General features: G+C 57.4%; 28 protein-coding genes and 1 tRNA gene. 14 read left to right on the plus strand and 15 right to left on the minus strand.

Annotated features, from left to right (window positions below; translation table 11 throughout):
• Positions 1-100 precede the first annotated feature (100 nt).
• Genes ACR0B0_RS07515 through ACR0B0_RS07525 form a run of 3 tightly spaced genes read left to right on the plus strand, consistent with a single transcriptional unit; the run spans position 101 to position 1,937 of the window.
• A complete protein-coding gene (locus tag ACR0B0_RS07515) occupies positions 101-529 on the plus strand; it encodes a VOC family protein (protein ID WP_170349169.1) in 429 nt (142 codons plus the stop codon).
• Positions 526-1,230 (plus strand): DUF1194 domain-containing protein, encoded by a 705-nt coding sequence (locus ACR0B0_RS07520; protein WP_480647124.1) that lies wholly within the window; start codon positions 526-528, stop codon positions 1,228-1,230. The genes ACR0B0_RS07515 and ACR0B0_RS07520 overlap by 4 nt, the downstream gene beginning before the upstream one ends.
• Entirely contained in the window at positions 1,227-1,937 is a 711-nt protein-coding gene (locus ACR0B0_RS07525) for a DUF1194 domain-containing protein (RefSeq protein ID WP_480647125.1), read from the plus strand. The genes ACR0B0_RS07520 and ACR0B0_RS07525 overlap by 4 nt, the downstream gene beginning before the upstream one ends.
• On the opposite strand, the gene ACR0B0_RS07530 is transcribed toward ACR0B0_RS07525, so the two are convergent.
• The 3 genes from ACR0B0_RS07530 to ACR0B0_RS07540 all read right to left on the minus strand — a co-directional run bounded on the left by ACR0B0_RS07530 (position 1,938) and on the right by ACR0B0_RS07540 (position 3,159).
• The gene (locus tag ACR0B0_RS07530; RefSeq protein WP_480647126.1) at positions 1,938-2,435 is read right to left on the minus strand and encodes a MarR family winged helix-turn-helix transcriptional regulator; all 498 of its coding nucleotides are present in this window, start codon (positions 2,433-2,435) and stop codon (positions 1,938-1,940) included.
• Positions 2,436-2,512: 77 nt separating this feature from the next.
• The gene (locus ACR0B0_RS07535) at positions 2,513-2,737 is read right to left on the minus strand and encodes a succinate dehydrogenase assembly factor 2 (protein ID WP_170359163.1); all 225 of its coding nucleotides are present in this window, start codon (positions 2,735-2,737) and stop codon (positions 2,513-2,515) included.
• Between the two features lie 29 nt (positions 2,738-2,766).
• Positions 2,767-3,159 carry a helix-turn-helix domain-containing protein gene (locus tag ACR0B0_RS07540; RefSeq protein ID WP_170359165.1) on the minus strand — a complete coding sequence of 131 codons (393 nt, stop codon included), beginning with the start codon at positions 3,157-3,159 and terminating at the stop codon, positions 2,767-2,769.
• 90 nt (positions 3,160-3,249) lie between these two features.
• Here ACR0B0_RS07540 and ACR0B0_RS07545 point away from each other — a divergent pair, with 90 nt between their 5' ends.
• Together ACR0B0_RS07545 and ACR0B0_RS07550 are read left to right on the plus strand one after the other, a co-directional pair.
• Entirely contained in the window at positions 3,250-4,452 is a 1,203-nt protein-coding gene (locus ACR0B0_RS07545; protein ID WP_170577614.1) for a pyridoxal phosphate-dependent aminotransferase, read from the plus strand.
• A gap of 14 nt (positions 4,453-4,466) precedes the next feature.
• Positions 4,467-4,868 (plus strand): hypothetical protein, encoded by a 402-nt coding sequence (locus ACR0B0_RS07550; RefSeq protein ID WP_170349175.1) that lies wholly within the window; start codon positions 4,467-4,469, stop codon positions 4,866-4,868.
• Between the two features lie 8 nt (positions 4,869-4,876).
• On the opposite strand, the gene ACR0B0_RS07555 is transcribed toward ACR0B0_RS07550, so the two are convergent.
• The 3 genes from ACR0B0_RS07555 to ACR0B0_RS07565 form a co-directional block, all read right to left on the minus strand.
• Positions 4,877-6,229, minus strand: a complete 1,353-nt coding sequence (locus tag ACR0B0_RS07555; protein WP_480647128.1) for an MATE family efflux transporter — start codon at positions 6,227-6,229, stop codon at positions 4,877-4,879.
• Between the two features lie 106 nt (positions 6,230-6,335).
• The gene (gene ppk2, locus ACR0B0_RS07560) at positions 6,336-7,259 is read right to left on the minus strand and encodes a polyphosphate kinase 2 (protein WP_480647130.1); all 924 of its coding nucleotides are present in this window, start codon (positions 7,257-7,259) and stop codon (positions 6,336-6,338) included.
• A 135-nt stretch (positions 7,260-7,394) separates the two neighbouring features.
• Positions 7,395-8,003, minus strand: a complete 609-nt coding sequence (locus ACR0B0_RS07565) for a carboxymuconolactone decarboxylase family protein (RefSeq protein ID WP_425080393.1) — start codon at positions 8,001-8,003, stop codon at positions 7,395-7,397.
• A 134-nt stretch (positions 8,004-8,137) separates the two neighbouring features.
• Between ACR0B0_RS07565 and ACR0B0_RS07570 the strand changes: the two genes are divergently transcribed.
• From ACR0B0_RS07570 to ACR0B0_RS07580, 3 genes are all read left to right on the plus strand, one after another.
• A complete protein-coding gene (locus ACR0B0_RS07570) occupies positions 8,138-8,968 on the plus strand; it encodes a class I SAM-dependent methyltransferase (RefSeq protein ID WP_170349179.1) in 831 nt (276 codons plus the stop codon).
• A gap of 132 nt (positions 8,969-9,100) precedes the next feature.
• A complete protein-coding gene (gene parE / locus ACR0B0_RS07575) occupies positions 9,101-11,059 on the plus strand; it encodes a DNA topoisomerase IV subunit B (RefSeq protein ID WP_480647132.1) in 1,959 nt (652 codons plus the stop codon).
• Between the two features lie 41 nt (positions 11,060-11,100).
• A complete protein-coding gene (locus tag ACR0B0_RS07580; RefSeq protein ID WP_425080391.1) occupies positions 11,101-12,156 on the plus strand; it encodes a serine hydrolase domain-containing protein in 1,056 nt (351 codons plus the stop codon).
• 172 nt (positions 12,157-12,328) lie between these two features.
• On the opposite strand, the gene ACR0B0_RS07585 is transcribed toward ACR0B0_RS07580, so the two are convergent.
• Positions 12,329-12,979, minus strand: coding sequence for a hypothetical protein (locus tag ACR0B0_RS07585; protein ID WP_170349182.1), 651 nt, complete (start codon positions 12,977-12,979; stop codon positions 12,329-12,331).
• A 386-nt stretch (positions 12,980-13,365) separates the two neighbouring features.
• Here ACR0B0_RS07585 and ACR0B0_RS07590 point away from each other — a divergent pair, with 386 nt between their 5' ends.
• Positions 13,366-13,647: a hypothetical protein gene (locus ACR0B0_RS07590; protein ID WP_170505424.1), complete on the plus strand. Its 282-nt coding sequence runs from the start codon at positions 13,366-13,368 to the stop codon at positions 13,645-13,647.
• 18 nt (positions 13,648-13,665) lie between these two features.
• Here the strand turns inward: ACR0B0_RS07590 and ACR0B0_RS07595 are convergent, their stop codons facing one another.
• The 3 genes from ACR0B0_RS07595 to ACR0B0_RS07605 form a co-directional block, all read right to left on the minus strand.
• Positions 13,666-14,436 carry an alpha/beta hydrolase gene (locus ACR0B0_RS07595; protein WP_480647134.1) on the minus strand — a complete coding sequence of 257 codons (771 nt, stop codon included), beginning with the start codon at positions 14,434-14,436 and terminating at the stop codon, positions 13,666-13,668.
• A gap of 72 nt (positions 14,437-14,508) precedes the next feature.
• Entirely contained in the window at positions 14,509-15,348 is an 840-nt protein-coding gene (locus ACR0B0_RS07600; protein WP_480647135.1) for an EamA family transporter, read from the minus strand.
• A 1,037-nt stretch (positions 15,349-16,385) separates the two neighbouring features.
• Positions 16,386-17,060: a TIGR04283 family arsenosugar biosynthesis glycosyltransferase gene (locus ACR0B0_RS07605; protein WP_480647137.1), complete on the minus strand. Its 675-nt coding sequence runs from the start codon at positions 17,058-17,060 to the stop codon at positions 16,386-16,388.
• A gap of 73 nt (positions 17,061-17,133) precedes the next feature.
• Here ACR0B0_RS07605 and ygfZ point away from each other — a divergent pair, with 73 nt between their 5' ends.
• On the plus strand, positions 17,134-17,871 hold the full coding sequence (gene ygfZ, locus ACR0B0_RS07610) for a CAF17-like 4Fe-4S cluster assembly/insertion protein YgfZ (RefSeq protein WP_170349187.1): 738 nt from the start codon (positions 17,134-17,136) through the stop codon (positions 17,869-17,871).
• Between the two features lie 104 nt (positions 17,872-17,975).
• Complete coding sequence (locus ACR0B0_RS07615) at positions 17,976-18,920, plus strand: ABC transporter transmembrane domain-containing protein (protein WP_170349188.1); 945 nt, start codon at positions 17,976-17,978, stop codon at positions 18,918-18,920.
• A 58-nt stretch (positions 18,921-18,978) separates the two neighbouring features.
• Here the strand turns inward: ACR0B0_RS07615 and efp are convergent, their stop codons facing one another.
• On the minus strand, positions 18,979-19,542 hold the full coding sequence (efp, locus tag ACR0B0_RS07620; protein WP_170349189.1) for an elongation factor P: 564 nt from the start codon (positions 19,540-19,542) through the stop codon (positions 18,979-18,981).
• Between the two features lie 218 nt (positions 19,543-19,760).
• On the opposite strand from efp, the gene ACR0B0_RS07625 reads away from it, so the two are divergent.
• Positions 19,761-20,081 (plus strand): DUF6280 family protein, encoded by a 321-nt coding sequence (locus ACR0B0_RS07625; protein ID WP_008757056.1) that lies wholly within the window; start codon positions 19,761-19,763, stop codon positions 20,079-20,081.
• A 63-nt stretch (positions 20,082-20,144) separates the two neighbouring features.
• On the opposite strand, the gene ACR0B0_RS07630 is transcribed toward ACR0B0_RS07625, so the two are convergent.
• The gene (locus ACR0B0_RS07630; RefSeq protein ID WP_480637137.1) at positions 20,145-20,714 is read right to left on the minus strand and encodes a cobalamin biosynthesis protein CobQ; all 570 of its coding nucleotides are present in this window, start codon (positions 20,712-20,714) and stop codon (positions 20,145-20,147) included.
• 61 nt (positions 20,715-20,775) lie between these two features.
• Between ACR0B0_RS07630 and ACR0B0_RS07635 the strand changes: the two genes are divergently transcribed.
• The gene (locus ACR0B0_RS07635; protein ID WP_480647139.1) at positions 20,776-22,233 is read left to right on the plus strand and encodes a cobyric acid synthase; all 1,458 of its coding nucleotides are present in this window, start codon (positions 20,776-20,778) and stop codon (positions 22,231-22,233) included.
• A 3-nt stretch (positions 22,234-22,236) separates the two neighbouring features.
• Here ACR0B0_RS07635 and ACR0B0_RS07640 read toward each other — a convergent pair whose 3' ends face one another.
• The 3 genes from ACR0B0_RS07640 to ACR0B0_RS07650 all read right to left on the minus strand — a co-directional run bounded on the left by ACR0B0_RS07640 (position 22,237) and on the right by ACR0B0_RS07650 (position 25,358).
• Positions 22,237-23,115: a hypothetical protein gene (locus tag ACR0B0_RS07640; protein ID WP_480647141.1), complete on the minus strand. Its 879-nt coding sequence runs from the start codon at positions 23,113-23,115 to the stop codon at positions 22,237-22,239.
• A gap of 74 nt (positions 23,116-23,189) precedes the next feature.
• Positions 23,190-24,608, minus strand: coding sequence for a TolC family outer membrane protein (locus tag ACR0B0_RS07645; protein ID WP_480647143.1), 1,419 nt, complete (start codon positions 24,606-24,608; stop codon positions 23,190-23,192).
• A 96-nt stretch (positions 24,609-24,704) separates the two neighbouring features.
• Positions 24,705-25,358 (minus strand): protein-L-isoaspartate O-methyltransferase family protein, encoded by a 654-nt coding sequence (locus ACR0B0_RS07650; RefSeq protein ID WP_170349438.1) that lies wholly within the window; start codon positions 25,356-25,358, stop codon positions 24,705-24,707.
• A 228-nt stretch (positions 25,359-25,586) separates the two neighbouring features.
• Here ACR0B0_RS07650 and ACR0B0_RS07655 point away from each other — a divergent pair.
• Positions 25,587-25,660 (plus strand) — tRNA-Cys (locus tag ACR0B0_RS07655).
• Positions 25,661-25,686: the final 26 nt, after the last annotated feature.

Raw genomic sequence — 25,686 nt, forward strand, 5'->3', positions numbered from 1 at the left:
CCCAGCGGCGCATTTTCAAAATTGTGTCCGCCCTGCCCCTCGACACGCATTTTCCGCGCGCTAAGCTGCAGCCCATCACCTGAACGGAAAGGAAGCCACAATGGGGCTGAGATATCTTCACACCATGATCCGCGTGAAGGATCTGGAAAAGTCGATGGCGTTTTTTGAGTTGCTGGGCCTGAAGGAAACCCGCCGCTATGACAGCGAGGCGGGGCGGTTTTCGCTGATCTTCATGGCGCCCCCGGGGCAAGAGGATCGCCCAATTGAGCTGACCCACAATTGGGATGGTGACGATGCGCTGCCCAGCGACAGTCGGCATTTCGGGCATTTGGCCTATGGCGTCGACAATATTTACGAGGTCTGCCAGCACTTGCAGGACAATGGTGTGGTGATCAACCGCCCGCCCCGCGACGGCCGTATGGCGTTTGTACGGTCGCCCGACAATATCTCGGTCGAGTTGCTACAGAACGGTGACGCGCTGGAAGCCGCCGAACCCTGGGTCAGCATGGAAAGCACCGGACACTGGTGATCCGCTGGCTGACAGCACTGGGACTGGCCGGACTGGCCAGCCCGCTTCGGGCCGAAACCTGTCGCCTGGCCCTGGCGTTGGCTATGGATATCTCAAGCTCAGTGGATGCAACCGAGGATACCCTGCAGCGGCAGGGCCTGGCCGCTGCCCTGATCGCCCCTGAGGTGACCGAGGCGTTCTTTTCCTCTCCTTTGCCCGTGGCATTGGCTGTGTATGAGTGGGGCAGCCGCTCGACCCAGCGCATGATCCTGAACTGGACGATGATCAACACGCAAGCTGATTTGCTAACGGCGGCAGAGACCATACAACGTTCAGTCCGATCTGACGGTGACTCGGCCACTGCCATGGGGCAAGCTTTGGCTTTTGGTGCGACCCTGATGCAGCAAGCACCACCATGTTTGTTTCAGACCATCGACCTGTCTGGGGACGGCGCAAATAATGACGGTTTCCAACCTGCATCCGCTTATCGCCACTTTCCGTTCGAGGGCATTGTGGTCAACGGGCTGGTTATCAATGCTGCCGATTTCGAGGGCGAAGTTCATCTGATTCCCTACTTCGAAAACAATGTTCTGTACGGGCCTGGCGCATTTCTAGAAGTCGCACAGGGGTTCGAGGATTTCGAACGCGCCATGCGGCGGAAGCTGGAACGTGAACTGACAAGCTTGCAAATCGGCGTGCTGCAGGACATCGCGCCCAGATGACGCGGCTATTGGCATTTGTCATTAGTTTGATCGCTGGTTCGGCCACGGCAGAGTGCCGACAAGCTCTGGCGCTGGGGCTGGATGTTTCTGGTTCGGTGGACAGTCACGAATACCGGCTGCAACTTGACGGTGTGGCAGCTGCTTTGCAGCGTCCTGAAGTGGTGCAGCTATTGCTGTCAAACCCTGCTGCCCCTGTGCGGCTGGCGATTTTCGAGTGGAGCGAGCCGGGCCATCAACGTCTGTTGCAAGACTGGATCGCCATACGTTCTGTCAGCGATCTTGAACAGATCGCCTTTCTACTGAACCGAACCAAGCGCAGTGCCGCCCCGCAAGGTACGGCTGTTGGCTCAGCGATGCTGTTCGGGGCTGACCTGCTGTCCGACCAAACAAGTTGCTGGAAACGAACACTCGATCTGTCCGGCGACGGCAAACACAATCTGGGCACTCACCCGCGCGAAGCCAAAAGCACGCTTGAAGCTTCGGGCATCACCATCAACGGCCTGGTCATCGGCGCGGATGATCCCAGCCACGGCGACAAACGCTATGTGCAGGTTGGAGAGCTGTCTGCCTATTACACCGCTTGGGTCATCCTGGGGCCAGATGCCTTTGTCGAGGTTGCCCTTGGGTTTGACGCCTACGAGGACGCCATGACCCGAAAGCTGATCCGAGAACTCGAAGGGTTGATCCTGTCAGACCTGCACCCCTGATCAGTAGATATAGCGGATCTGATCCGTCCAGTACCGCTCAACCCGGCGCAGAGAGGTTGTGATGTCGTCTATCCCCTCCAGTCCAAGCACGCCACGGGTCTGCAGCCCTTCGGCATGGCGCAAGAATAGTTCGGTCACGATATCCCGAATCTCGCGTCCTCGTGGCGTTAACCGAACCCGGACCGAGCGTCTGTCGATCTCACACCTTTGGTGGTGCATATAGCCCATTTCGACCAACTTCTTGAGGTTGTAGCTGACGTTGCTGCCCTGATAATAGCCACGGCTTTTCAACTCGCCCGCCGTCACCTCATGATCGCCGATATTGAACAGAAGCAGGGCCTGAACGGCGTTGATTTCCAACACGCCCACGCGCTCGAACTCATCCTTGATAACGTCCAGTAGCAGACGGTGCAGCCGCTCGACCAAAGCGAGCGCTTCAAGATAGCTGGTCATGAAACCCTTGGTTTCCGGCGCGGAGACCTGCATTTCCATACTCATCCGATCCTCCGATTCAGTCGCGCTGTTTCAGGCAGCATGAATCGAAATCCCCAAGAATCGGTTAAGCTGGATTTTCTTTATTTTTGAAAGGTCTGCGCGATATCCGAAACCAGATGGACAAACCCCTCGGGCGGCTGGGCCTGCCCGGTGACCCACTGATACAGATCCTGATCATTTTCGTGTAGCAGCGCGTCGAACTGATCCAGACCCGCTGTATCCATCGCGTCGAGATTACGTTCGGCATAGGCCGAAAGGATCAAATCCATCTCTTTGATCCCGCGTCGCATGGACCGCATTTTCATGCGTTTGATCCTGACTTCCCGTGTTTCGGTCACTTTCCCTGCTCCGACATCAAGCGCAGCTTCTTTTCAAGCCGCGCGGCCCGTTCGGCGCTGGCGCGCATCTCGCCCCGGATTGCGCGTAGCTCGGCCACCGCATCTGCCAGCTCGATATTGGCCTCGCCGTCTTCGACGGGGGCGTCCATACCTTCGCCTTCGCCGGTCAGCAACCACATGATCGAAACGTTGATCATACCCGCCATCATCGACAAACGGTTGGCACGCGGTTCGGACAGATCGTTTTCCCAGGCCACAATAGTCGCTTTTTTGACACCCAGCCGACGCGCCAGTTGGGTCTGAGTCATACCAGCGGCCTCGCGCGCGCCTGCCAGCCGGTCCCCGAATGTCGCTGCCTCTGGGCTATACCAGTCATTTTCGTCGGTCATCAGGGTCTCCATGTCTCGGCCTCATATCGCTTGATCGTCATTCGGGCGCACCCTATGACAGACAGGTTGAACATACAAACTGAGGCCATCATGACTTTCCTGTCTGCGACACTGTCACGCGTAAAACCATCACCAACCATCGCGATGACCGCCAAAGCAGCCGAGTTGAAGGCGGCGGGACGTGATGTGATCGGCCTGAGCGCGGGTGAACCCGATTTCGACACCCCCCAGAACATCAAGGACGCCGCCGTTGCAGCCATTGCTGCCGGCAAGACCAAATACACCGCGCCCGACGGCATCCCCGAACTGAAGCAGGCCGCCTGCGCCAAGATGAAGCGTGATCACGGGCTGGACTACACGCCCGCACAGATCTCGGTCGGGACAGGCGGTAAGCAGACGCTGTATAACGCGTTGATGGCGACAATGAACGACGGGGACGAGGTTGTTATCCCCGCGCCATACTGGGTCAGCTACCCGGACATGGTTCTGCTGGCCGGAGGTACGCCAGTCGTGGTCGAGACGACGCTGGAAAACAGCTTCAAACTGACCGCCGAACAGCTTGAGGCGGCGATCACGCCCAAGACCAAGTGGTTCATCTTCAACTCGCCGTCAAACCCTACGGGGGCGGGCTATAGCCGTTCGGAATTGAAGGCCCTGACAGATGTACTGATGCGCCACCCACATGTGTGGATCATGTCCGACGACATGTACGAGCATCTGGCCTATGACGGGTTCGAATTCTGCACTCCGGCCGAGATCGAACCGGGCCTCTATGACCGTACCTTGACCTGCAACGGCGTATCGAAAGCCTATGCTATGACCGGCTGGCGCATTGGCTATGCGGCGGGACCGGTCGAGATCATCGCCGCCATGCGCAAGATTCAATCACAGTCGACCTCGAACCCCTGCTCGGTCAGCCAATGGGCGGCGGTCGAGGCGCTGAACGGAACGCAAGCGTTCCTGGCCCCGAACAACGAGACGTTCAAACGTCGCCGCAATCTGGTGGTTGACATGCTGAACCAGATCGACGGTATCACCTGCCCCACGCCCGAGGGCGCGTTCTATGTCTACCCGTCGATCGCAGGACTGATCGGCAAGTCCACTCCGGCCGGCACCAGAATTGACTCGGATGAGGCCTTCGCCACCGCTCTGCTGGAAGAGGCCGACGTGGCCGTTGTATTTGGCGCGGCCTTTGGCCTGTCACCGAATTTCCGGGTCAGCTATGCGACCTCGGACGAGGCGCTGACCGAGGCCTGCACCCGCATCCAGCGCTTTTGCGCGTCCCTGACCTGATCCGGAGGCCTCTGATGACCGCAGAACTGCCTGAATACTACTTTCGTGTCCGCGAGAATGGCGCGGCGGTTTTTCGGATCGATACCGAAAACCGTCAACGGCGGATCGAGATGGATCAGATCGCGGTCATCAACATCCGTAATGGCGAGGTCAAGCCACAGGGCCAGCGCACCCTGACAGCGGCGGATCAGGCGGAAATCGCACGATGGATGGACGCGCGCAAAGCCCTGCTGGCGCAACGGGATATCGACGACATACACCGCGCGGTCGACTATCTGAATCTGACCACGCAATGGGCACAATCCAAGGCGTCGGACGAACAGCTTGAGGATGTCACCGACCGGTTGTTGCTGGCGATGCACGACCTGCGTAGCGTTCTGGTGCGCAAAAAGGCAGATCGCCTAAGCAAAGGCTGAAGCCGCGGCTATTCCGCAGGCACCCCTACGGTCTGAACCGAGCGCATCCAGAAACGGGCCATCAGCAAGACGGCCGCGCAGGCAAGCCCAAGTACAAGACCCATCCAGATGCCGATCCCGTCCATCCCCTGCACAAAGCCAAAGTAGTACGACGCCGGTATCCCAATCACCCAATAGCTGAGCCCGGCCATTACCATCGGCACCTTGGCATCTTGCAATCCGCGCAACAGGCCCAGTGCAATCACCTGTGCCCCGTCGACCAACTGGAACAAAGCGGCCATGGCCAGCAGGCCCGTTCCGATGGCCAGGATTTGCGGGCGCTGCGGATCGTCGGGTTCGACAAACACAGAAATCAGCGGCTCGGCGCAGGTCACAAACAAGATAATCGTCAGAACAGACACCAGCAGAGACATCACGGTCACCGCCTTCGCACCTTTTTCCAGATGTGGTCGATCCTTGCGCCCAAGGGCGTTCCCCGCACGGATCGTGGCCGCGTTAGACAGCCCCAGATGCACCATGAACGTGGCCGAGGCCAGATTCAGCGCAATCCCATGCGCCGCCAGCGGCACCGGCCCGATCCAACCCATCATGAAGGCGGACATGGCGAACAGCGACACCTCGGCAAGCAATGTAAATCCAATGGGAATGCCAAGACGCAGCACGCTGTACAGCATCTCCCAATCCGGGCGCCAGAACCGTTGGAACAGGTTATGTTCGGGCAATACGCGCACGGCGTAGACCACAACCGCGACCAGCGACACCATCTGCGTCACCACCGAGGCAATTGCCGCCCCCATAACGCCCAGTTCGGGCGCACCCCAATTGCCGAAGATCAGCGCATAGTTGGTTAGTGCGTTGACGACAGCGGCCGTAACAGTGATCCACAAAACGATCTGAGTGCGCTCCAAAGCGGCCAGATAAGATTTCAGCACCATAACCACCAGCGCCGGGAACAGGCCCCATCCTGCGACACGTAGATATTGCGACGCGGTCTCGGCCACTTGCGGGTCCTGCCCTGCAGCAATCAAAATCGGGTGGGACCACCACAGCAAAGGCATAACCAGCACCGCGTATAACAAGGACAGCCACACCCCCATACGGGTCGAGCGGCGAATGCTGGTCTCATCCTCTTCGGCGGCCGCAGTCGCCACCATGGGCATCACCGCCAGTCCGAAACCGCCGCCAAACAGGAACAGCACGAAATAAAAGCTACTGGCCAGCGTCACTGCGGCCAATGCTTCCACCCCGTACCAGCCCAGCATGATCGTGTCGGTCAAACCAATGGCAAACTGCGCCAGATGCCCGCCGACCAGCGGCAGGCCCAGAACTGCAATGGCCCGGAAGTGGGCGCGATATGTCATTACCTTATTCATTTCACCAGCCTTATGCCCGGCCAGAGGCCGGGACAAGAGGTGATCAGTGAAATTTCAAGGTGAGACTAGTTCTGCCGGCAATTGGTCGCTTGATTCATCGCGCGTCAGGATGCAGGGAAGTGCCCAGAATATGCTCGGACTGATGAATGACGTGATGCGCCTGCCCTACGATCATGGGATCGGGCTGGCCCACGAAATTGTGGTCCTTGTCCGGGTAATCCAGCGTCGACAAAAAGTGGCGCATACAGTTCAGACGGGCACGTTTCTTGTCGTTCGACTTGACGATGGTCCAAGGCGCGTCGGCGGTGTCGGTATAAAAGAACATCGCCTCTTTCGCTTCGGTATAGTCGTCCCATTTATCCAGGCTCGCCTTGTCGATGGGCGACAGCTTCCATTGCTTCAACGGGTCGGTTTCCCGGCTTTTGAAGCGGCGCTGTTGTTCCGGCTGCGTGACCGAGAACCAATATTTGTAGAGCTGAATACCCGAGCGGACCAACATCCGCTCCAACTCGGGCGTCTGTCGCATGAACTCAAGGTACTCGTTGGGCGAACAAAAGCCCATGACCCTCTCAACGCCCGCACGGTTGTACCAAGAGCGGTCGTAGAACACCATTTCACCGACCGTAGGTAGTTCCTGAACATAGCGCTGATAATACCACTGGCCTTTCTCTTCCCAGGTCGGCTTGTTCAAGGCCACGACGCGGGCTTGCCTTGGGTTCAGGTGTTCCATAAACCGCTTGATCGTACCGCCTTTGCCTGCTGCATCACGCCCTTCGAACAGCAGAACAAAGCGTTGCCCCGTCTCTTGCGCCCAAAGCTGCACCTTAAGCAATTCGGCCTGCAATTGCGCCTTTTGCGCCTCGTACTTGCCCCGCGCCATCTTGCGATCATAGGGATACTTGCCGCTTTCGAACGCCTGCCGAATTCGCTCGGGGCTGGGTTGCGATGGCTCAGGATTGGGTGTTGGGACAATTTTGACAGAGGATTGTTTTTGTTCAATTTGCGCCGCTGCTTCCATTCAATTTTTCCTTTTTCACTATCCGCAGGAACGTCTAGCAAAAGGCGCAGATTTTCGCTTTGACACGGGTCAAATTTTTGAGCCGTAGCGTAGGAAATTTTCCACTAATGAAGTTCAACACGCTGCGGCAGATTTCTAGCTATGCCCCCAATCCGCCGGATCATCCGAGTTGTTGGGTGAAAGACCCAGAACGTCGCCTGTGGTAGAACATCCAAGCCCAAGAACCGTTCTGTTCGCGTATGAGAAATACGCGCAGACCTGATTGATCTCGAGGATCTCGCCATCGTCCCACCCGGCGTCCCGCAGGGCGCGAACATCAGCCTGAACCATCTGCGCAGGTGCTTCGGTTAGCTTGCGCGCATAGCACATAGCAGCGATCTGGGCGTTGTCCAGCGGTGCGGAATCCGGCGTTCCGGCCTCAATCGCGGCGCGGATGGCATCGCCCCGCTCCGCGTCTGCCAACAACCGCTGCAACCCGCTAAAGTGATGCTCGACGCAATAGCTGCACTGGTTCAGGGAACTGACCCAAACCCCCAGCACCTCAAGAAACCACTTCGGGACTTTATTGGCCGAGTGATGCAGGACGTTCTTGTACAGCGCCATGTGACCTTCCATCGAATGCGGCCGCAAAGAATGCACCATCATTATGTTGTCCACGTTGTTGTCAGGCCCGGTTACCCGCTCGTAAAGCTTTCTCAGCTTGCCGGTGGCTTCGTCAAATGGAACAGTCTTAATCCAGCTCATATGGTCCTCGCCCTGTTGTCGTGTCGCGTCTTCGCCTCCCAGTTTCGCACTCGTATCCTTCTGAGACAAAACTGGATCGCCCCACCATGTCAGGCTAAGCTGACGAAACGCAAGTAAGGGAGTATCTCATGGAAATGGCGGAGAAAACTGTCACTGAGTTCTATGCCAACCACCCAATTTCTGCGCCGCATATTCTGACCAAGCTGACAAGCCTTCGCGGATCGCTTGAGGATGTGACCCCGCAAGAGCTCTACCCTTATGATCAGGATCACTATGACGGCCTGAATGCCAACGCCCGACTGGCGGACAAGGTCCGGATGAAATCTGGTGATCGCGTTCTGGATGTTTGTGCCGGGCTTTGTGGACCTGCGCGATGGTACGCCTCTGAGCATGACGTTGACGTCACTGGCCTCGATATCAGCCCCAACCGCGTCGACGGTGCCAAGGAACTGAACGCGCTTGTCGGACTACAGGATCAGGTGCATCCAATTCTGGGCAGTGCGATGGATATACCCTTTGACGATGCGCATTTCGATGCGGCGGTCAGTCAGGAATCCTTCTTGCATATCCCCGACAAGCTCAAAGCCCTATCCGAAGTGTTCCGCGTTCTGCGCACTGGCGGACGGTTCGCCTTTACCGATTGGGTGATGCATGAGCCCCTGCCCGATGATGAGATGGAATTGTACCACCAACGTTTTGCCTGCCAGTCCCTGCTGAGCATTCCCGAGTACGAAACTGTGTTGAAAAAAACTGGATTTTCGGTTGCCTCAGCCAACGATGTAACGGCGTCCTGGGGCGAAATTCTGGCGCGTCGGCTTAGCATGTATCAAACCTTGGATGCCGAGGCCGAACGCGCTGGCAACCCGTCCAAGGGGGATACTTTCCTAAAAATGTACGCGCAATTTGTCAGCGACGTGAAACAAAGAAGGATCGGCGGGGTACGATTGACAGCGGAAAAACCTTAATAACTTCGGCTTCGTGCAGGGGTGTCACTCATCAAGATCACAGCCAATCGCCCACAACACCTCGCGCCCCTCTTCCCCCGGACCACATCACCTGCCATAATGGGTCTCAACCTAAAAACAAGAGCAGCCCCGATGCCCGACGATCTGTTGACGCCAAGCGCGACCACCACTTACGACGCCTCTTCGATTGAGGTACTGGAAGGTCTTGAGCCGGTCCGAAAACGCCCCGGTATGTATATCGGCGGCACTGATGAGCGCGCTTTGCACCATATGGTGGCCGAAATCCTCGACAACTCGATGGACGAAGCCGTCGCGGGCCATGCCAACCGGATCGAAGTTGAACTGCACGCCGACTACGCCCTGACCGTACGCGACAACGGGCGTGGCATTCCGATCGACCCGCATCCGAAATTTCCCGACAAATCAGCGTTGGAGGTGATCCTCTGCACCCTGCACGCGGGCGGCAAATTCTCGGGCAAGGCGTACCAGACCTCGGGCGGTCTGCATGGCGTGGGCGCATCTGTGGTAAACGCATTGTCGGATTCGATGGTCGTGCAGGTGGCGCGAGATAAAACGCTGTTCGAACAACGGTTCTCACGCGGCATTCCTTTAGGCCCGGTGGAAAAGGTCGGCGCGGCCCCGAACCGACGCGGCACCACAGTCACTTTCCACGCCGATGCCGAGATCTTTGGCCATCACAAATTCAAACCGGCGCGGCTGTTCAAATCCATCCGCTCCAAGGCCTATCTGTTCTCGGGCGTCGAAATCCGTTGGAAGTCCGCCATCGACGATGGCGAGACCCCGACCGAAGCGACCTTCCACTTCCCCGGTGGCCTGTCCGATTACCTGAAAGAGACGATGAATGGCTCGTCCACCTATGCTGAGCAACCCTTTGCCGGTACCGTGGACTTTAACGAGAAATTCGGCACTCCCGGCAAGGTCGAATGGGCGATCAACTGGACGCCTTCACGCGACGGGTTCATCCAGTCCTACTGTAACACCGTCCCTACGCCCGAAGGCGGCACCCATGTGGCGGGGTTCTGGTCCGCGGTCCTCAAGGGGATCAAAGCCTATGGCGAGTTGATCAACAACAAGAAAGCCGGTCAGATCACCCGCGACGACCTGATTACCGGCGGCTGTGCGCTGGTGTCGTGTTTCATCAGTGAACCGGAATTCGTCGGCCAGACCAAGGACCGTCTGGCTACGGTCGAGGCGCAGCGGCTGGTCGAGAATTCGGTCCGCGACCATTTCGATAACTGGCTGGCCGCGGACACGAAATCCGCCGGCGCTATCTTGGACTTCCTCATCCTGCGGGCTGAGGAACGCCTGCGCCGACGGGCCGAGAAGGAAACACAACGCAAATCCGCCACTAAGAAACTTCGTCTTCCCGGCAAGCTGGTGGACTGCTCTAGTTCAACACGTGACGGCACGGAATTATTCATCGTCGAGGGGGACTCGGCGGGCGGGTCCGCCAAAATGGGCCGGGACCGCAAAACACAGGCCCTGCTGCCCCTGCGCGGCAAAATCCTGAACGTGTTGGGCGCGGCCAGTTCGAAACTGGGCACCAATGCCGAGATCAACGATTTGACGCAGGCTTTGGGAGTGGGGCTTGGCACCAAATTCAACGTCGACGACCTGCGCTATGACAAGGTCATCATAATGACCGACGCAGATGTGGACGGGGCGCATATCGCCTCGCTGCTGATGACGTTCTTCTTCACCCAGATGCGTCCGATGATCGACGCGGGACACCTGTATCTGGCCTGCCCGCCCCTCTACCGCCTGACCCAAGGCGCAAAACGCGTCTATTGTCTGGACGAGGCCGAGCGCGACGAATGGCTTGAGAAAGGTCTGGGCGGCAAGGGCAAGATCGACGTGTCACGCTTCAAGGGTCTGGGCGAAATGGACGCCAAGGACCTGAAAGAAACTACGATGGACCCGGCCTCGCGCAAGCTAATCCGCGTCACCATCGACGAGGACGAACCCGGCGAGACCGGCGATCTGGTCGAGCGCCTGATGGGCAAAAAACCCGAACTGCGGTTCCAGTACATTCAGGAAAACGCGCGGTTTGTGGAGGAGTTGGACGTCTAAGACGATCGAACGCGAAAGACATCAATCAGTGCAGAGGCCAAATGTTCAAATCACGTAAGGCAAGACTGTGCTGGTCAACTGGTATTCTTGTTCTCGCTGGTGTGATTGTGATGTTCGCGGGTCGCTACCGCGAACCGGCCACTGTTGAAGACATCGTCGAGTCCTTTCTTCAGACACATAATATTCCGGGGGCTGTGCTGGCCTACGGCCCCTCGGATGCAGAGCCCAAAGTCGTGGCGTTTGGCGTGTCAGACCCGATTGAGAACACGCCCATGTCGACCGACCAGCCATTTCGCCTGGCCTCGGTCACAAAACCCATCGCAGCCAGAGCACTGATCAAAGCCGAGGAACGTGACCAAATCGACCTGGATCGTCCCATAGCCGAGCTTGCCGACCTGCCCCCGCCGCATGACCCGCGGGCCGCACAAGTATCGGCGCGGCAGCTTTTGGCGCATACGGGTGGGTTCGATAGAACTATCAGTTTTGATCCGATCTTCGCGCCCGATCGGCTTGGCCTTGACTGGTCGGCCAGTTGCGCCAAAGTGGCCCGGACCGTGTGGCAAACCATGCCGTTGGATCACACGCCGGGCAGCAAGACGGCGTACTCGAATGTTGGCTTCTGCCTTCTGACCGATCTGCTGGGGGCGGAAGCTGAAGACGCCCTGCAGCAGGTTGCCGACATCCATCTGGAGGGGCCCGCCGGGGCCAATTGGGAACTTCGCAGCGACGGTTGGACCCGTGTGCTGAGTTCTAAGGACGATCAAGGCTGGCTTTCAGGCTTGGGTATCGCTGGTGGGGCAATCGGCACGGCCGAGGCGGTCTGGACCATGGCCTCAGCGCCCCAACCGTTTTTCGAGGCGACGGCATCACAGGACGACAAAAGTGATTTCTACGCGTCGGGCTGGCATGTCTGGCCGGAAGAGAACGGCCAGCACCTGACCCATTGGGGCGGGGTCCGAGGCATCTTCACAACCGTCTTTCGATTTTCGGACGGAGAGACTGTTGTCGTGTTGTTCAACGCCTCACCTGTTGAGCCCAATAGTGCATTTGTGTCGCTGCATAACGCGTTGTATGAGTTCAATAAATCGAATAGGTGAGATCAAAATTGACCACACTGAAGAGCAAGCGCCTGATGAGCGAAAAGCCCGAAATGCGGTCCAGTACATTCAGGAGAACGCGCGGTTTGTGGAGGAGCTGGATGTTTGACCTAAAGAGCCTCCAACACTCCACGTTTTGGACGACAATTTGGCTTAGGCCTATTGCGTGAGTCTATTTTGTTGGCGTGATGACATGAGTTCCCACTACTTTGAACTCATCTGATATGCCCAAAACAATTTCGTAGCTATATATCAGGTCAAACTCAAATAAACGCCAAAATAGCGTAGGATTTCTTTCCCTATACTGTTCTACGGTCCAATAGCCTGCGACATTCCCGACAGGTTGGTTTATTCTAGTAGGAACAAAGTTCTCACTTCTGTATCTGCTGTATCCCACCACTCGGAAGTCGTGATAACTCATCCAGCTTTGAATTCTATCTAGAGTACCCAGACTTCGCGAAATACGGAAAATGCAAACCTCTACGCCACTCCCGTAACCTACTCTTTTCCAATCCAGCTTCAGCAAGTTTGGGCTTTCTTTCTTCTGTTCCTCTTTGATCAAACAGCTTTGTACATCTGGATAGTTACGAATAGCTTTTCGGAACTGTTTCCATCGCGCCTGTTCACTATCCATAACGTAACCCAAGAATAAAAATGGCTCGGCGGATTGGTTGGAAAGATGATCATATTCGATCTCACACGTATCCGTCGGTCTGCAGTCCGTCCATACATCAGCCTCAGGCCCTTCCGCCGCCAAAGGCATAGAAGCGGCAAAAATTGCAACTGCAAGAATCAAAAATTTGGTAATTGAACTATCTTTCATTTCACGCAAAAACTTTGGGTGCGCATTTGTTCTCTAAGAAGTTGAGCTTAGCTAACAGGCTTCGCCAAGTAGGGTTTCCCTGACCTCCAGCGGGCCTGTTTAAGAGAAATCAAAAAAAACAACCGGACGGTCGTAAATCTGATAGTAACCTGACGAGCCTCGTGCCCCTCCTATGGGGGCGAGTCGGGCGCGTGCTTGATGCGTCGCATCAAGCATTGGGTGGATGGCGTGAGATCCTCCTCAAACAGCTCCCAAACACTCCCCTTGCCTAACCTGTTGATCTCGTTCACACTTACCCTCAAACCGTCATTCAAGAACGACATTTGAGGTTCCGAGCGTCCAAGACGCAATGAAACCAACTGCAGATTTTCGAACGGGAGGACGACATGAAAACACTAACCCTTGGGCTGGCCGTTGCACTGCTGGCCAGTCAAGCGACCGCGCAGCAGACATTGACCACCGCATCCCCCATTCCGGACGGGGCCGAGACCAAGTTCTGCTACTACAACGGCATGGCCTATTCGCAGGACGCCTTTGTCCTGCTGGTCGGTGACAACACCGTTACTCAGACGGTCAGCACGATCCAGGAACGCCTGCTGCGTTGTCACCGTGAGGACGACGGCACGATGAAGTGGAAACCGCAGAGCACGTTCTCGACCAATAACTGAACGCTTAAGGTGGGCGGGCTAGCCCACCTTCTGCTCCAGCCATTTCGCGATCTGCGCGGCAGGCTTTTCCCAGCCGGGCTCCATGAACAGGAAATGCGCGTGGTTCTCGACGGGCATGAAAGTCGCTCGGTCGCCATACAAATCGGCCAGGGCGCGGCAGGTGTTGGGGTTCACCGCCCTGTCCTCGGTCCCTGATACGACCAGCACCGGGCAGTCGACCTTGTCGATATCGACCTTCATCGCGTGGTGATCGTCGAACATCCAAAAAAACATCTCGAACATCACCCGCCCGCTTTCGGCGCCCAAACGGTCGAACACCGCGTGCTGTTGCGCCTCGGGCATTTTGTTCAGCGCGAAGGGGGCCATCAGGTCGAACTCGACCCGCATGGGCTGTTTCCAGAACGCCCCGCCCTCCATCAACGCACGCGGGATGGCACGTTCGTCATCGGTTTCGGGCAAGGTGCCCCAAGGCGCGTTCGGGTTGATCAGGACAATCGCACTGGCCAACCCACGTGAGGCCAACTGCTGCGCCACAACCCCGGCGATGGCATGGCCCAACAGAACCGGTTTGCTGTCCAACCCCTGCACGAACTCCACGATATCGTTGGCATAGTCCATTACGCTGATATCGGTCAGGCGCGGGTCAGGATCTGCCTTGGGATCCCCGCCGTGATAGCGCAGCGCGGGGGTGTGAACGGTCCAGCCCCGGTCGCGGAAAAACCCGGCATAATCCTGCATACACCATGGCCCTGCAAAGGCACCGTGGATCAGAACAATCTCTTTGGTCATGAAAACGCTCCCTTTTCTCTCGCTACTATGAGAGATCGGGGGCGACTTCAGCAAGGCTGTGTCGCAGGCCTATCAGACGGACAGGCCTATCAGCGCCACTCCGACAGCCATAAGAACCGCTGCACCAAGCCGCCGCATCCAGTTCCCCTCTTTCAGGAAAACAAACCCGATCAGCGCCGCGAAAATAACAGAGGTTTCCCGTAGCGCCGAAACTGCACCAAGCGGTGCGAAGTTCTTGGCATAAAGCACAAGACCATAGGCTGTCATCGAAACAAGCCCGCCCAGAATGCCGATCATCCAGACTTTGGCAGGCAATTCAGCCAGGGTCTTCCGTCGACGGATACCAACAAACCCCGCGATAAACAGATGCAGAAACGCACCCCAGGCCCAGTAGCTAAGCGTATTGCCGGACAAGCGCACGCCAATACCGTCCACGACCGAATATATCGAGATGCAAAAGCCCGTACCCAGCGCAAACCCAAGGGCCCAACGGCCCACACCAGAGCGCAATGCCTTCCAACTGCTGAGCTGGATACCAACAGCGATCAGCGCGATCCCACCCCACGCTTGCAGCGGCAGCACCTCGCCCACCAACAGCATCGCCCACAGCGATACAAGCGCCGGAACGATACCGCGGGCAATTGGATATACGACACTTAAGTCTCCGTGTTGATAGGCTTTGCCGAGCATGAAATAATAGCCGAAATGCACCACGGTTGAGATCAGGATGTATGGAAAGCTTTCGGTACTGGGCAGTGGCAGCAACAGGATCATTACCGTTGCTGGAATGACATGCCCCAACGCCACCAGACCCAGAGTGGTGGTCCGATCAGCCGCGGTTTTCACAATCGCATTCCAAACCGCGTGCAACACCGCCGCCGTCAAAATGATGGCAATGACAAACAGGGTCACATCCGAACCTTTCGTAAAGGAAGAAACTGTCCTGCAAATCGGACCGGCTAAGTTATTTGCACAGGTTGAGGCCGATCACAACGCAGCTTCGATCAGTGTTTTGAGAATGTTTTCGGTGAGTCTGTTTGGGTTTCCACCGCAGGAGGAAGCGGTGATTGTGCCGTTGACCAGCGCAAGATAGCTGCCCTGCAGGCAAAGCCCTATTGATGCGGAATCTCTACAACTGAACGTGAGGAGTGTTGCCAGCGCGCTGGCGCGCGGTCACTTTGATGTCATGACATTTGTGACCGAAAATCAACTGCCCTTGCTGATCTTGTTCTTTATTATTGGCTCGGTTGGCACCGCGTTTCTATTTCGCAAACCGGCCGGGCACCGGGCATGGAAGCTGGCCGACCTTGTCTGGGTCGTTCTGGGCGGGATCGGCGCACTGGTGGCGGTTCTGGCCGGGCTCTACACCTCGGACAGTTCGCGGTTGGACCGGCAAATCGATGTGGCTTATGCCGCGACGCTTGCTTTTGACCGCGACGCCGCGCGCTTCCGACTGCGGTTCTGCGATCCGGCCTATGACCCGGACACCGCCGTTTTGTGCGATAAGGTTGAATTCCTTTCGGCCTCAACCGCCAGTAATGCTGACCTGCCCTTGTTCATCGCTGTGACCAATGAGGTGGCACCGCTACAGGGGTTGCATTTCCTGCTTGGCGGGCAAGCGAAAGATGAACAGCAGGAAATTCGCGCTATGGCCGCCAAGGCCGATGCGTTCAGCATCGATCAGTTCCTTGTTTTCACAACGTTGGACGATGCAACACAGGTTGCGATCGACAACATGCGCCGGAAAGTGCCCGCCATTGCCGGGGATTATCTGATCCTTGCCCAAAGCTATGATGACCTGGTTGAACAGGTCGGAAAGCTAAAAGACGAATGGGAATACCTGCAGGAAAACGCGCATATACTGGTGTTGCAAATCGTCGCCCTGTGTCTGGTCAGCTTTGCCGCGCCCTTCCGGTTGGGCAAATCCATTGTCGAACTGCGCACAACGCTCAGCGTCGGTACGCCTGCGCCAAGCGTTCCGGATCAGCCCCAAGAAAATAACGTGTCAGGGTCCACAGATTCCGTGCCCCCCGACGCACCCACCCCGCCCGTGCATAGCGGTCCGCGCTCGTAACCGCGCGGGTGCTCAGCAGGGTGATGTGGGGCAAGGCGCGCACCAGCGCCACGTCCTCCATCAACGGCTGGTCCGGGTAGCCTGCGGCTTTGTCATAGGCGCGACGTGACACCAGAAGCCCCTGATCACCATAAGGTAAGCTAAACACCCGGCTGCGCATGTTGGCCCAGCCCGCAACCCAGGCTGGCCAGAACCCGCTGGCCTGAAAGGTCAGACGAAAAGCCGCGGGGTTGCCCGTGGGCAGATGCTCTCCCACGTCCTTGCTCCACCCTTCTTGCAGGACGGTATCGGCGTGCAGGACCAAAAGCCATTCACCTTTGGCTACCGCGCAGCCCCGCAGCAACTGCCCCCCGCGTGAGGGCGGCCCGGTCACGATCTCAGCCCCTGCCTCTTCCGCAATTTCAAGGGTCTGGTCGGTTGAACCGCCATCGGTAACGATCAGCTCTCGGACCAACCCCGTGTGCAAACCCTCCATCAAAGCCGGTAAGGACTCCAACAAAGCCTCTGCCGCGTTCAGGGTCGGGATGACGATGCTGATTGGTGCTGGCAAGGCGGATATCCTCTGGTCATGGCGACGCGATCTCCTATATCACGGGGCCAAGGGAAAAGACGAGGACCACCCCATGCCCAATCGCCGTATTCTGCGCCTTAGCGGGTCGGACACTGACAGCTTTCTTCAAGGGCTGGTCACCAATGATATTTCCGGGCTGGATCAGGGACTGGTTTATGCCGCACTGCTGACCCCGCAGGGCAAGTATCTGGCGGATTTCTTTCTGAAACGTGACGGCGATACGGTGCTACTGGATGTCGCCGAGGATATCGCCGACGGGTTCGTCAAGCGGCTGGGCATGTACAAGCTGCGCGCCGATGTTTCGATCGAAGATAGCGGCCTGAATCTGCAACGCGGCACCGGCCCGGCACCCGCAGGCGCCCTGCCCGACCCGCGCCATCCAGATATGGGGTGGCGGGCGTATACGGTCGAGGCCGAAGGCGACGATGGTACGGATTGGGACGCCATCCGCGTGCGACACTGCATACCGGAAACCGGTATCGAGCTGACCCCCGACAGCTATATCCTTGAATCTGGATTCGAGGGCCTGAACGGCGTCGATTTTAGAAAAGGGTGCTATGTCGGGCAGGAAGTCACCGCCCGGATGAAGCATAAGACCGAGTTGCGCAAAGGGCTGCGTAGCGTTCGGGTTAATGGCACCGCGCCCGTTGGGACCGAAATTACATCTGGCGGCAAACCGGCCGGTACCTTGTTCACCCAATCGAACGGTCAGGGGATCGCCTATCTGAGGTTTGACCGCGCCAACGACGATATGCATGCCGCCGAGGCCACCGTCACGCTTGACGCCTAACATGTTGCTATTCCGGCACGGCTGAACCGTTGCGCGGCCCGGTACCCTTTGAACCCTTTCGGGGCGCTGCCACACTGCGGTCAGTCCACTGAACGGATGCGCATATGCTTAAGTTATACGCTGCGATCTGGCGTGCCAGCGCCGGACGGCAAATCATTCTTATTGTCCTGTCCATCGCCATCGCAGGCCTTGCTGCGGTGCCATTAGAGTTTCAGCGCGATATCGTTAACCATCTGACCTCGAACGATATCAGCACCGAGCGATTGCTATATCTGGGTGCAGGCATGATGTCGGTCATCCTGCTGAGCCTCGCCTTAAAGTGGCTGCTGGGCTATCGCGCCGGGACGCTGGGCGAGGATCTGATCCGCATGATCCGCCAGCGGCTTTTGTTGCGCTCATCGGACCTGAGTGAAACCGGTGAGAAAATGCGCTCGGGAACCATGACCACGGCTATTTCCGCCGAGGCCGAGGAGTTGGGAAAGTTCGCCGGTGGCGCCTTTTCAGATCCAGTGGTGCAGATCGGCACGCTGATCAGCGTCATCGGCTATATCTCATCCACGCAACCCGGGTTGGGCATGATCGCCTTTTCGATGATCGTACCGCAGATCGTGATTGTGCTGGTCTCGCAGCGAAAGGTGAACGTCTTCGTGGCGGAGAGGGTCCGCATATTGCGCAGCTCTACCGACAGGCTGACGACCGAAGACATTGACGCTGTGGCGCGCGATATCGAAGCTCAGTTCGACGACATCTACAACACCCGCCGCCGCATGTTTTTGTGGAAGCTGTCGGCCAAATTTCTGCTGAGCGTAATTAATGGCGCAGGCACGGTCGGTGTTCTGATGCTGGGCGGGTACCTGGTTCTGAATGGCAAAACGGATGTGGGCACCGTGGTCGCCGCCACCAGCGGTCTTGGCCGCATTCAGGGCCCCACGGCCTTTTTGATCGCCTTTTACCGACAAGTCAGTGCCAACCGCATCAAATACGACCTGATGCTGGAATTGTTCGGTCCGAACCCAGAACGATATCGTCGGCCTAGAAAGCTAAACTAAAAAAAGACCGCGCGGCCCCTGCCGTCGCGGTCTTTTCGTGTTTTGCCAAAGCACCGATTTACGCGCGTTCGGAATATTCCATGCTTTCGGTGTTCACCACGATCATCTCATCCTGACCGATGAAGGGCGGTACCATGACCTTGACGCCGTTATCCAGAATGGCTGGCTTGAACGAGTTTGCAGCAGTTTGACCTTTGACCACCGGCTCGGTCTCGACGATCTTGCAGGTCACTTTTTGCGGCAATGTGGCGTTCAGTGCTTCGCTTTCATAGAATTCGACCACGATGGTCATGCCGTCCTGCAGAAACGGGCGACGTTCACCCAACAGTTCAGCGGGCAGTTCGATCTGCTCATAGGTCTCAGAATCCATGAACACCAGCATGCCGTCAGATTCGTACAGGAACTGCTGATCTTTCTGTTCAAGACGCACGCGCTCGACCTTATCCGCCGAACGGAAACGTTCGTTCAATTTCGAACCATTGCGCAGGTTGCGCAGTTCGACTTGCGCAAAAGCACCGCCTTTACCGGGCTTTACATGGTCGACCTTAACAGCAGCCCACAGCCCGTCGTTATGCTCAAGCACGTTGCCGGGGCGAATTTCGTTCCCATTTATCTTGGGCATCACATAAATCCTTCACAAACGGTTGATGCGTCAGTTCCCGTCCCTATATCTGGCGTAACCACACCTGACAAGACAACGAGACCTAGTGCTGCACTTGCAGCAAGCTATGCAAATGACGCAACGCAACTATGCATTTTAGCTGTATCCGAATCACATCTAATAGGTCATAAGGACCGTCACGCCGAAAATGCAAGAGCAAGAACAACAAGGAAGACGAGATGAGAGATTTCGTTGACGGCACTGCCTTTAACAATGAGCAAGGCAATCGTGCACGCAAACTTTTCGCAGCCGTTGTGCTGGCTGCACTGGACGACGCTATTGCCGATGACAAGAAATACGGCAACGGCCCGGAACAGATCGCCCGTTGGGCCCGCTCGCGCGATGGCCGCGAGGTGCTGTCCTGCGCAGGTATCGACCCCAACGAGCGGGTTGTCGGCGGGTTGATGGAGTTCGTTGGTCGTGGCGTGCGTACCTCGGTCGCGCTGTCGCGTGAAGAAAGCGAGCGTCGTAATGCCGCTCAGCAGGCAGAAGCCGCTTAAACCAAGGCAACATCTGCAGGAAAAAGCGCGCCCACTTTCCGGGCGCGTTTTTCTATTTCCGGGTCAGAAAAACAGCAGCCATTGGCGGGCAACCCAAATCTCGGCCCCTAGCAATGCGGCAAAGAATAGCTTGGCGGGCGCTGACAGCCCCCTGTTCCATAGCACCACATAAGAACCAGCACATATAACGACAGAAACAGGCGTTACCAAAAGCGCGTGATACGCACTGTCCCAATAGCTGACCGGGCTGTGAAAGACCCAATCGCTCAGCGGCCAGAATTGCGGCCGACCGTCACCGGCATGCAGTAGGAAATCCATCGACAGATGCAGCAGCCCTGCGGATGCGGTGACCGTCAAAAACCGCCATCCCCGCCAGTACCCAAGCATCAACGCCAACCCCCACAGGATGAATGAGTTGTCGATGGCAAACACCGTCTGCCAGGCTGGTGAGAAGTATAGTTCGTCAAAGACGACCTGTGGCGGGATGCTCAAGACGTGCAAGGACACCCCAGCCATGACGTACAGCGACAGATCGGGCAGAACCGAGCCCAGCACCGCAGCCCACAGAATGGCCCCCCGCGCAGGCCGCGCAAAAGCGGCAGCGCCGATCAAAAGATGCGCGGGCGTGTTCATCCGGGGCTTTCCCTTTGGTGTCAAATCAGATCATCTGCGCCCTAACGTATAGGAGACGACCATGGTTCGCGCCATCATGATTCAGGGCACCGGCAGCAATGTCGGAAAATCAGTTTTGGTGGCCGGGCTTGCGCGCGCCTATACGCGGCGCGGGCTGAAAGTGGCGCCGTTCAAGCCGCAGAACATGTCCAACAACGCCGCCGTGACCGAGAATGGTGGCGAGATAGGCCGCGCCCAGGCCCTGCAGGCACGTGCAGCCAAGCGTCCGCCCCATACGGATATGAACCCGATTCTGTTGAAACCGGAAACGGACACTGGCGCTCAGATCATCGTTCAGGGTCAGCGTGCAGGCACGATGAAGGCGGGCGACTATCGCAAGGACAAGTCCAAACTGTTGGATGCCGCGCTTGAAAGTTTTGACCGGCTTTGCAGCGATGCCGATCTGGTGCTGATCGAAGGTGCCGGCAGCCCGGCTGAAACCAACCTGCGCAAGGGCGACATTGCTAATATGGGCTTTGCCTGTGCCGCTGACGTACCGGTCGTTCTGGTGGGCGATATCCACCGAGGCGGAGTCATTGCGCAAATCGTCGGCACGCAGGCGGTTTTGGATGCCGGTGATCTTGAGATGATCACAGGTTTCGCCGTCAACCGGTTCAAGGGCGACGTCTCCCTGTTTGACGAAGGGCGCGACGACATTGCCGCGCGCACAGGATGGCCATGCATGGGCGTAGTTCCGTGGTTTCATGACGCCTGGAAATTACCCGCTGAGGATATGATGGACATTCGCTCGCACAGAGGCGGGGCCTGCAAAGTGGTTGTCCCGCAATTGGAACGCATGGCGAATTTCGACGATCTTGATCCGCTGTCCGCCGAACCGGGGGTCAGCGTTGAAATCATCCCAGCCGGGCGTCCTTTGCCGGGTGATGCCGATCTGGTGCTGTTACCTGGCAGCAAATCCACCATCGGCGATCTGGCCTATTTCCGGGCGCAGGGCTGGGATATCGACCTATATGCCCATGTTCGCCGGGGTGGCCATGTGCTAGGCCTGTGCGGTGGCTATCAGATGCTGGGCAAAACCATCGCCGATCCCGATGGCGTCGATGGCCGACCCGGCACTGTTGACGGGCTGGGCTTGTTGGACGTGACCACCCTCATGGCAGGTCAAAAGCAGGTCACCCTGCGCACGGCACGCACCATTCCGGGACATGAGCCAGTCACCGGGTATGAAATTCACATGGGCCGAACCGAAGGTCCCGATTGCGACCGCGCCTGGCTTGAGATCGAAGAGCGGCCGGAAGGTGCCGCTGACAGCACAGGCCGCATTCGTGGCAGTTATCTGCACGGTATCTTTTCATCCGACGCTTTCCGCGCCCGTTACCTGGAGCAGTTGGGCACAGAATCGGACCTGTCATATGAGGATGGGGTCGAAGATACGCTGGACGCGCTGGCGGACCATCTGGAACAGCATATGGACCTGGATCGCCTGCTGGGTATGGCCCGGCCGCCGAAGCGGCCTTAAGGGTTAATCGACCTCGCGCTCGGCCAGTGCGCGGTAAATCTCACGCCGCACCATCTTGCGAACGTTGCGAGTGATACGCTGGCCTAGAACGCCCTGCAGCTCTTCCCGAACGACCTGTGCGATCAGACCGCGCATTGCGTCTTCGTCCAAGGTCAGCGCGCCTTGTCCGGTAGCCAGAGGAGCTGTGTTCATCACTGGCAAGTCTTTGCCTGCAGTCTGCGCATTTTTGCCCGTTGGCTGCACGTGCAGTTCTTTTGCTTCTGACTTCACCGCCTGCGCAGACGCCACGACCGCAGGGTCCCGGACGAAGGTTGCCTTTGTGGCTGAGTCAACGTCTTCGTGTATCGTTTCAGCTTGGCTGATCTTTGCCGAGTAGGTGATGTTGAACTCATCTTCTGCGGCCCACTCCAGCGGTTTTGCCGGTGTCTCGACCTCCGCCGCCCACTCCAGCGGCTTCGTCGGCGTGCCGGAATAAGCATCTTCGCTGTCGCCGTCCGGCTCCCACTGATCTTCGGTTCGGGCAATTGCGGTTTCCAGCGCTTCGATCTTGGCGCTCAGACTGCCGGTCAGGCCGTCCTCTCGCTCAGTCGTGGTTTGCTGTTCGACCGCGGGTTCGGCATGTTTCACGATATCACAAGCCCGCAGAAGCATCGGTTTGACAGAATCTTCGGCCTTGTAAACCGGTTCCGCTTTTTCTGGCTGAGGCTTCTCTTTCACGGCCACTTCACCGACTCGCAATGCGTCGGTCAGAACCAGCCTGCCGGGCTTTCGCGTGTTGGATGACGCCATAACACCCGGAATTTTACGATCTTCTTCGGTGACCAGACGCTTAATCGAGGACAAGACGTCCTCGATTCCCGCTTTTACGACTTTATCCGTCATTGTTCTCTACCGCTCTATCCTCGGGATCGAGTGTAGCTAAACAAACCGGTCCTAACAACAGGTAGTATTGGCCCTTAGTCGCGACGCAACGCTTTGAGGACGCGATCCAGGTCTCGACTTTGTCTGCTGATCTGCGCCGGAGCCTTTTTAACCAAGTTGTAATACAGGGTTGGATCATAAATCTGGACAGCCAGACCCAGACGTTCAGCCGTCAGCAAACCCTGCGCATCCAGCAGTTGATAAGCGGCACGCGATCGTTCGGTGCGCGATGCAACCTCGGCCAGTTGCGCGTCCAATAGATCCTGCTGCGCGTTCAGCACGTCCAGCGTGGTCCGCGCACCCAAGGTTGCTTCTTCGCGGATACCGTCAAACGCCACTTGCGAGGCCCGAACCCGTTCCGTAGACGCCCTTAGGCTGGCGCTGGCGGCCTGGTAAGCTGCATAGGCGTCCGCGACCCCCTGGGTGATATCCTTTTGCACGTTCAGCAAATTGGCGCGCGACGCATCGCGTGTTGCCATTGCCCGACGGACCGTGGCGGCCAGACGGCCACCGGCATAGATCGGCTGGGTGAACCTCAGCGCAATAGTCGCATCTTCAAGACTGTCATCATTGTCATAGCTTTCGCGCAGGCCCGCGTCAGCATTCAGCCTGACATCCGGACCAAGGCTGGCACGCTGCTGTTGAACGAACAAATCCAGCGCCCGCACTTGGTGCTGTGCTGACTGAATGGCTGGATGGTTGCGCTGTGCAAGGCTAACGGCCTCACCTTCGGATCGCGGCAAGCTCGGTAGACTTGGTTGACCGGCAGTACGGCCTGGCGCCTTGCCCACGGCGTTCACATATTCCGCCTGCGCAATGCTCAGGTTACCGCGCGCAACCGCCAGATCTGCTTGCGAACTTGCCAACTGCGCTTCGGACAACGCGACGTCCGTCCGGGTCACCTCACCCACGTCAAAGCGGTCCTGAGAGGCGCGCAGTTCTTCAGCGGACACATCCACGTTGTTCAGGCGGATCTGCACGGTTTCTTCCTGCAAAAGAACACCCAGATATGCGTTCAAACCGCGAAACAAGACATCCTGTTCAACATCCAGCAAGGTCTGACGTGTTGCCAGCACCGTTTCCTGCGCTGATTGCTTGCCAAGAACCGAGAATCCGCCGTCATAAATCAACTGGCTCAGGGTAAGCCCGGTGAAAAAATTGGCTGGTTCATCACGAACAACACCAGCGCTCGTGCTGCTGCGACTGTAATTCTGACTGACTTCAACCGCCCAGTCGATGATCGGGCGCAGCGCCGACAGCGCGATTGCGACGTCTTCATCAGCCGCGCGCAACAAGGCGCGGTTCTGTTCCAGTAGGCCACTTGTATTGTAAGCCCCGATAAATGCGTCGGTCAGGTTATCAGCCCAGACCGCACGCCCCGGCACAGCACTAAGCGCGAGTCCCGCCGTCAGTGCCATCGCCTTAATTAGCTTTCCCCCTGTCCTTGAACGCATGTCGAAATCCTTCTCAAATCAAAATTACGCTGCCCTGAGCGTAGTTTGCGCCGATGTTTTCAACTAATCAAGGTCACAGAAAAATAAGCGATGAAATTATAGCGAAAATGCACACTCGGCGGAAAATGCCTGCAAAACCGGGGCATTGGCGTTGAATGCATGACGCCACGTCACCCGACCGCCGGATTTATGCCCGATCCGAACGGTTCCAAGCTCTCCTTCGACGAACAGGCAGGCAATGCGTCCGTGATCCTTCAACTGGGCGATCAATGCCTCGGGAACCTGCTCAACCCCGCCTTGTATCATGATGACGTCATAGGGGCCGTGTTCGGTCGCGCCCTGCGCCAGCGGCCCAACATGTACAATCGCGTTGTCGGCGTCTGCTTCCATCAAGATCGTTTGCGCTTCGGCGGCCATATCTTCATCTTCTTCCACGGCAACCACCAACTGCGCCATACGCGCAGCAACCGCAGTGGAATAGCCCAGAGCCGGGGCGATATCCAAAACAGCCTCGTCATTCGAGATATTCAGCGCATCCAGCATTTTGGCCAATGTCCGCGGTTCGGGCAAGCAACGGTCGCCACCAAGGTCGATCACGCCTTCGGCGTAAGCCGCTTCACGCTGAGCGTCAGGTACAAAATTCTCTCTCTGAACGGTCAGCATGGCGTCAATGATGGGGAATTTCGTTACATCCGAAGGTCGGATCTGCGTATCGACCATCGTGCGGCGCCGGGTTGCGAAATCTGTCATTGGATCGCCCATGTTTTTCCCTAGTGTTCCCGGCTTTTGCCACATCCAGAAGAAACCGGCAACGGCTGCAACGTCGAAAGTTTCACCAGATCGCAGAGACTTGGTGTCGCGCCGCGCCATGCCGCAACACATGGAGGTGGATTTTTGCAATCAACCCACTGGACGCCCCTGACGAAAGGTGTTAAAACGCCTGCCACACCACAGCAAGTATTTGATTTTACTTGAAAAGGCGAGTTGGCGGAGTGGTGACGCAGCGGATTGCAAATCCGTGTACACCGGTTCGATTCCGGTACTCGCCTCCACTTCTTTGATTATCTAACCGGTATTC

Source organism: Ruegeria sp. BA12 (assembly GCF_056539625.1).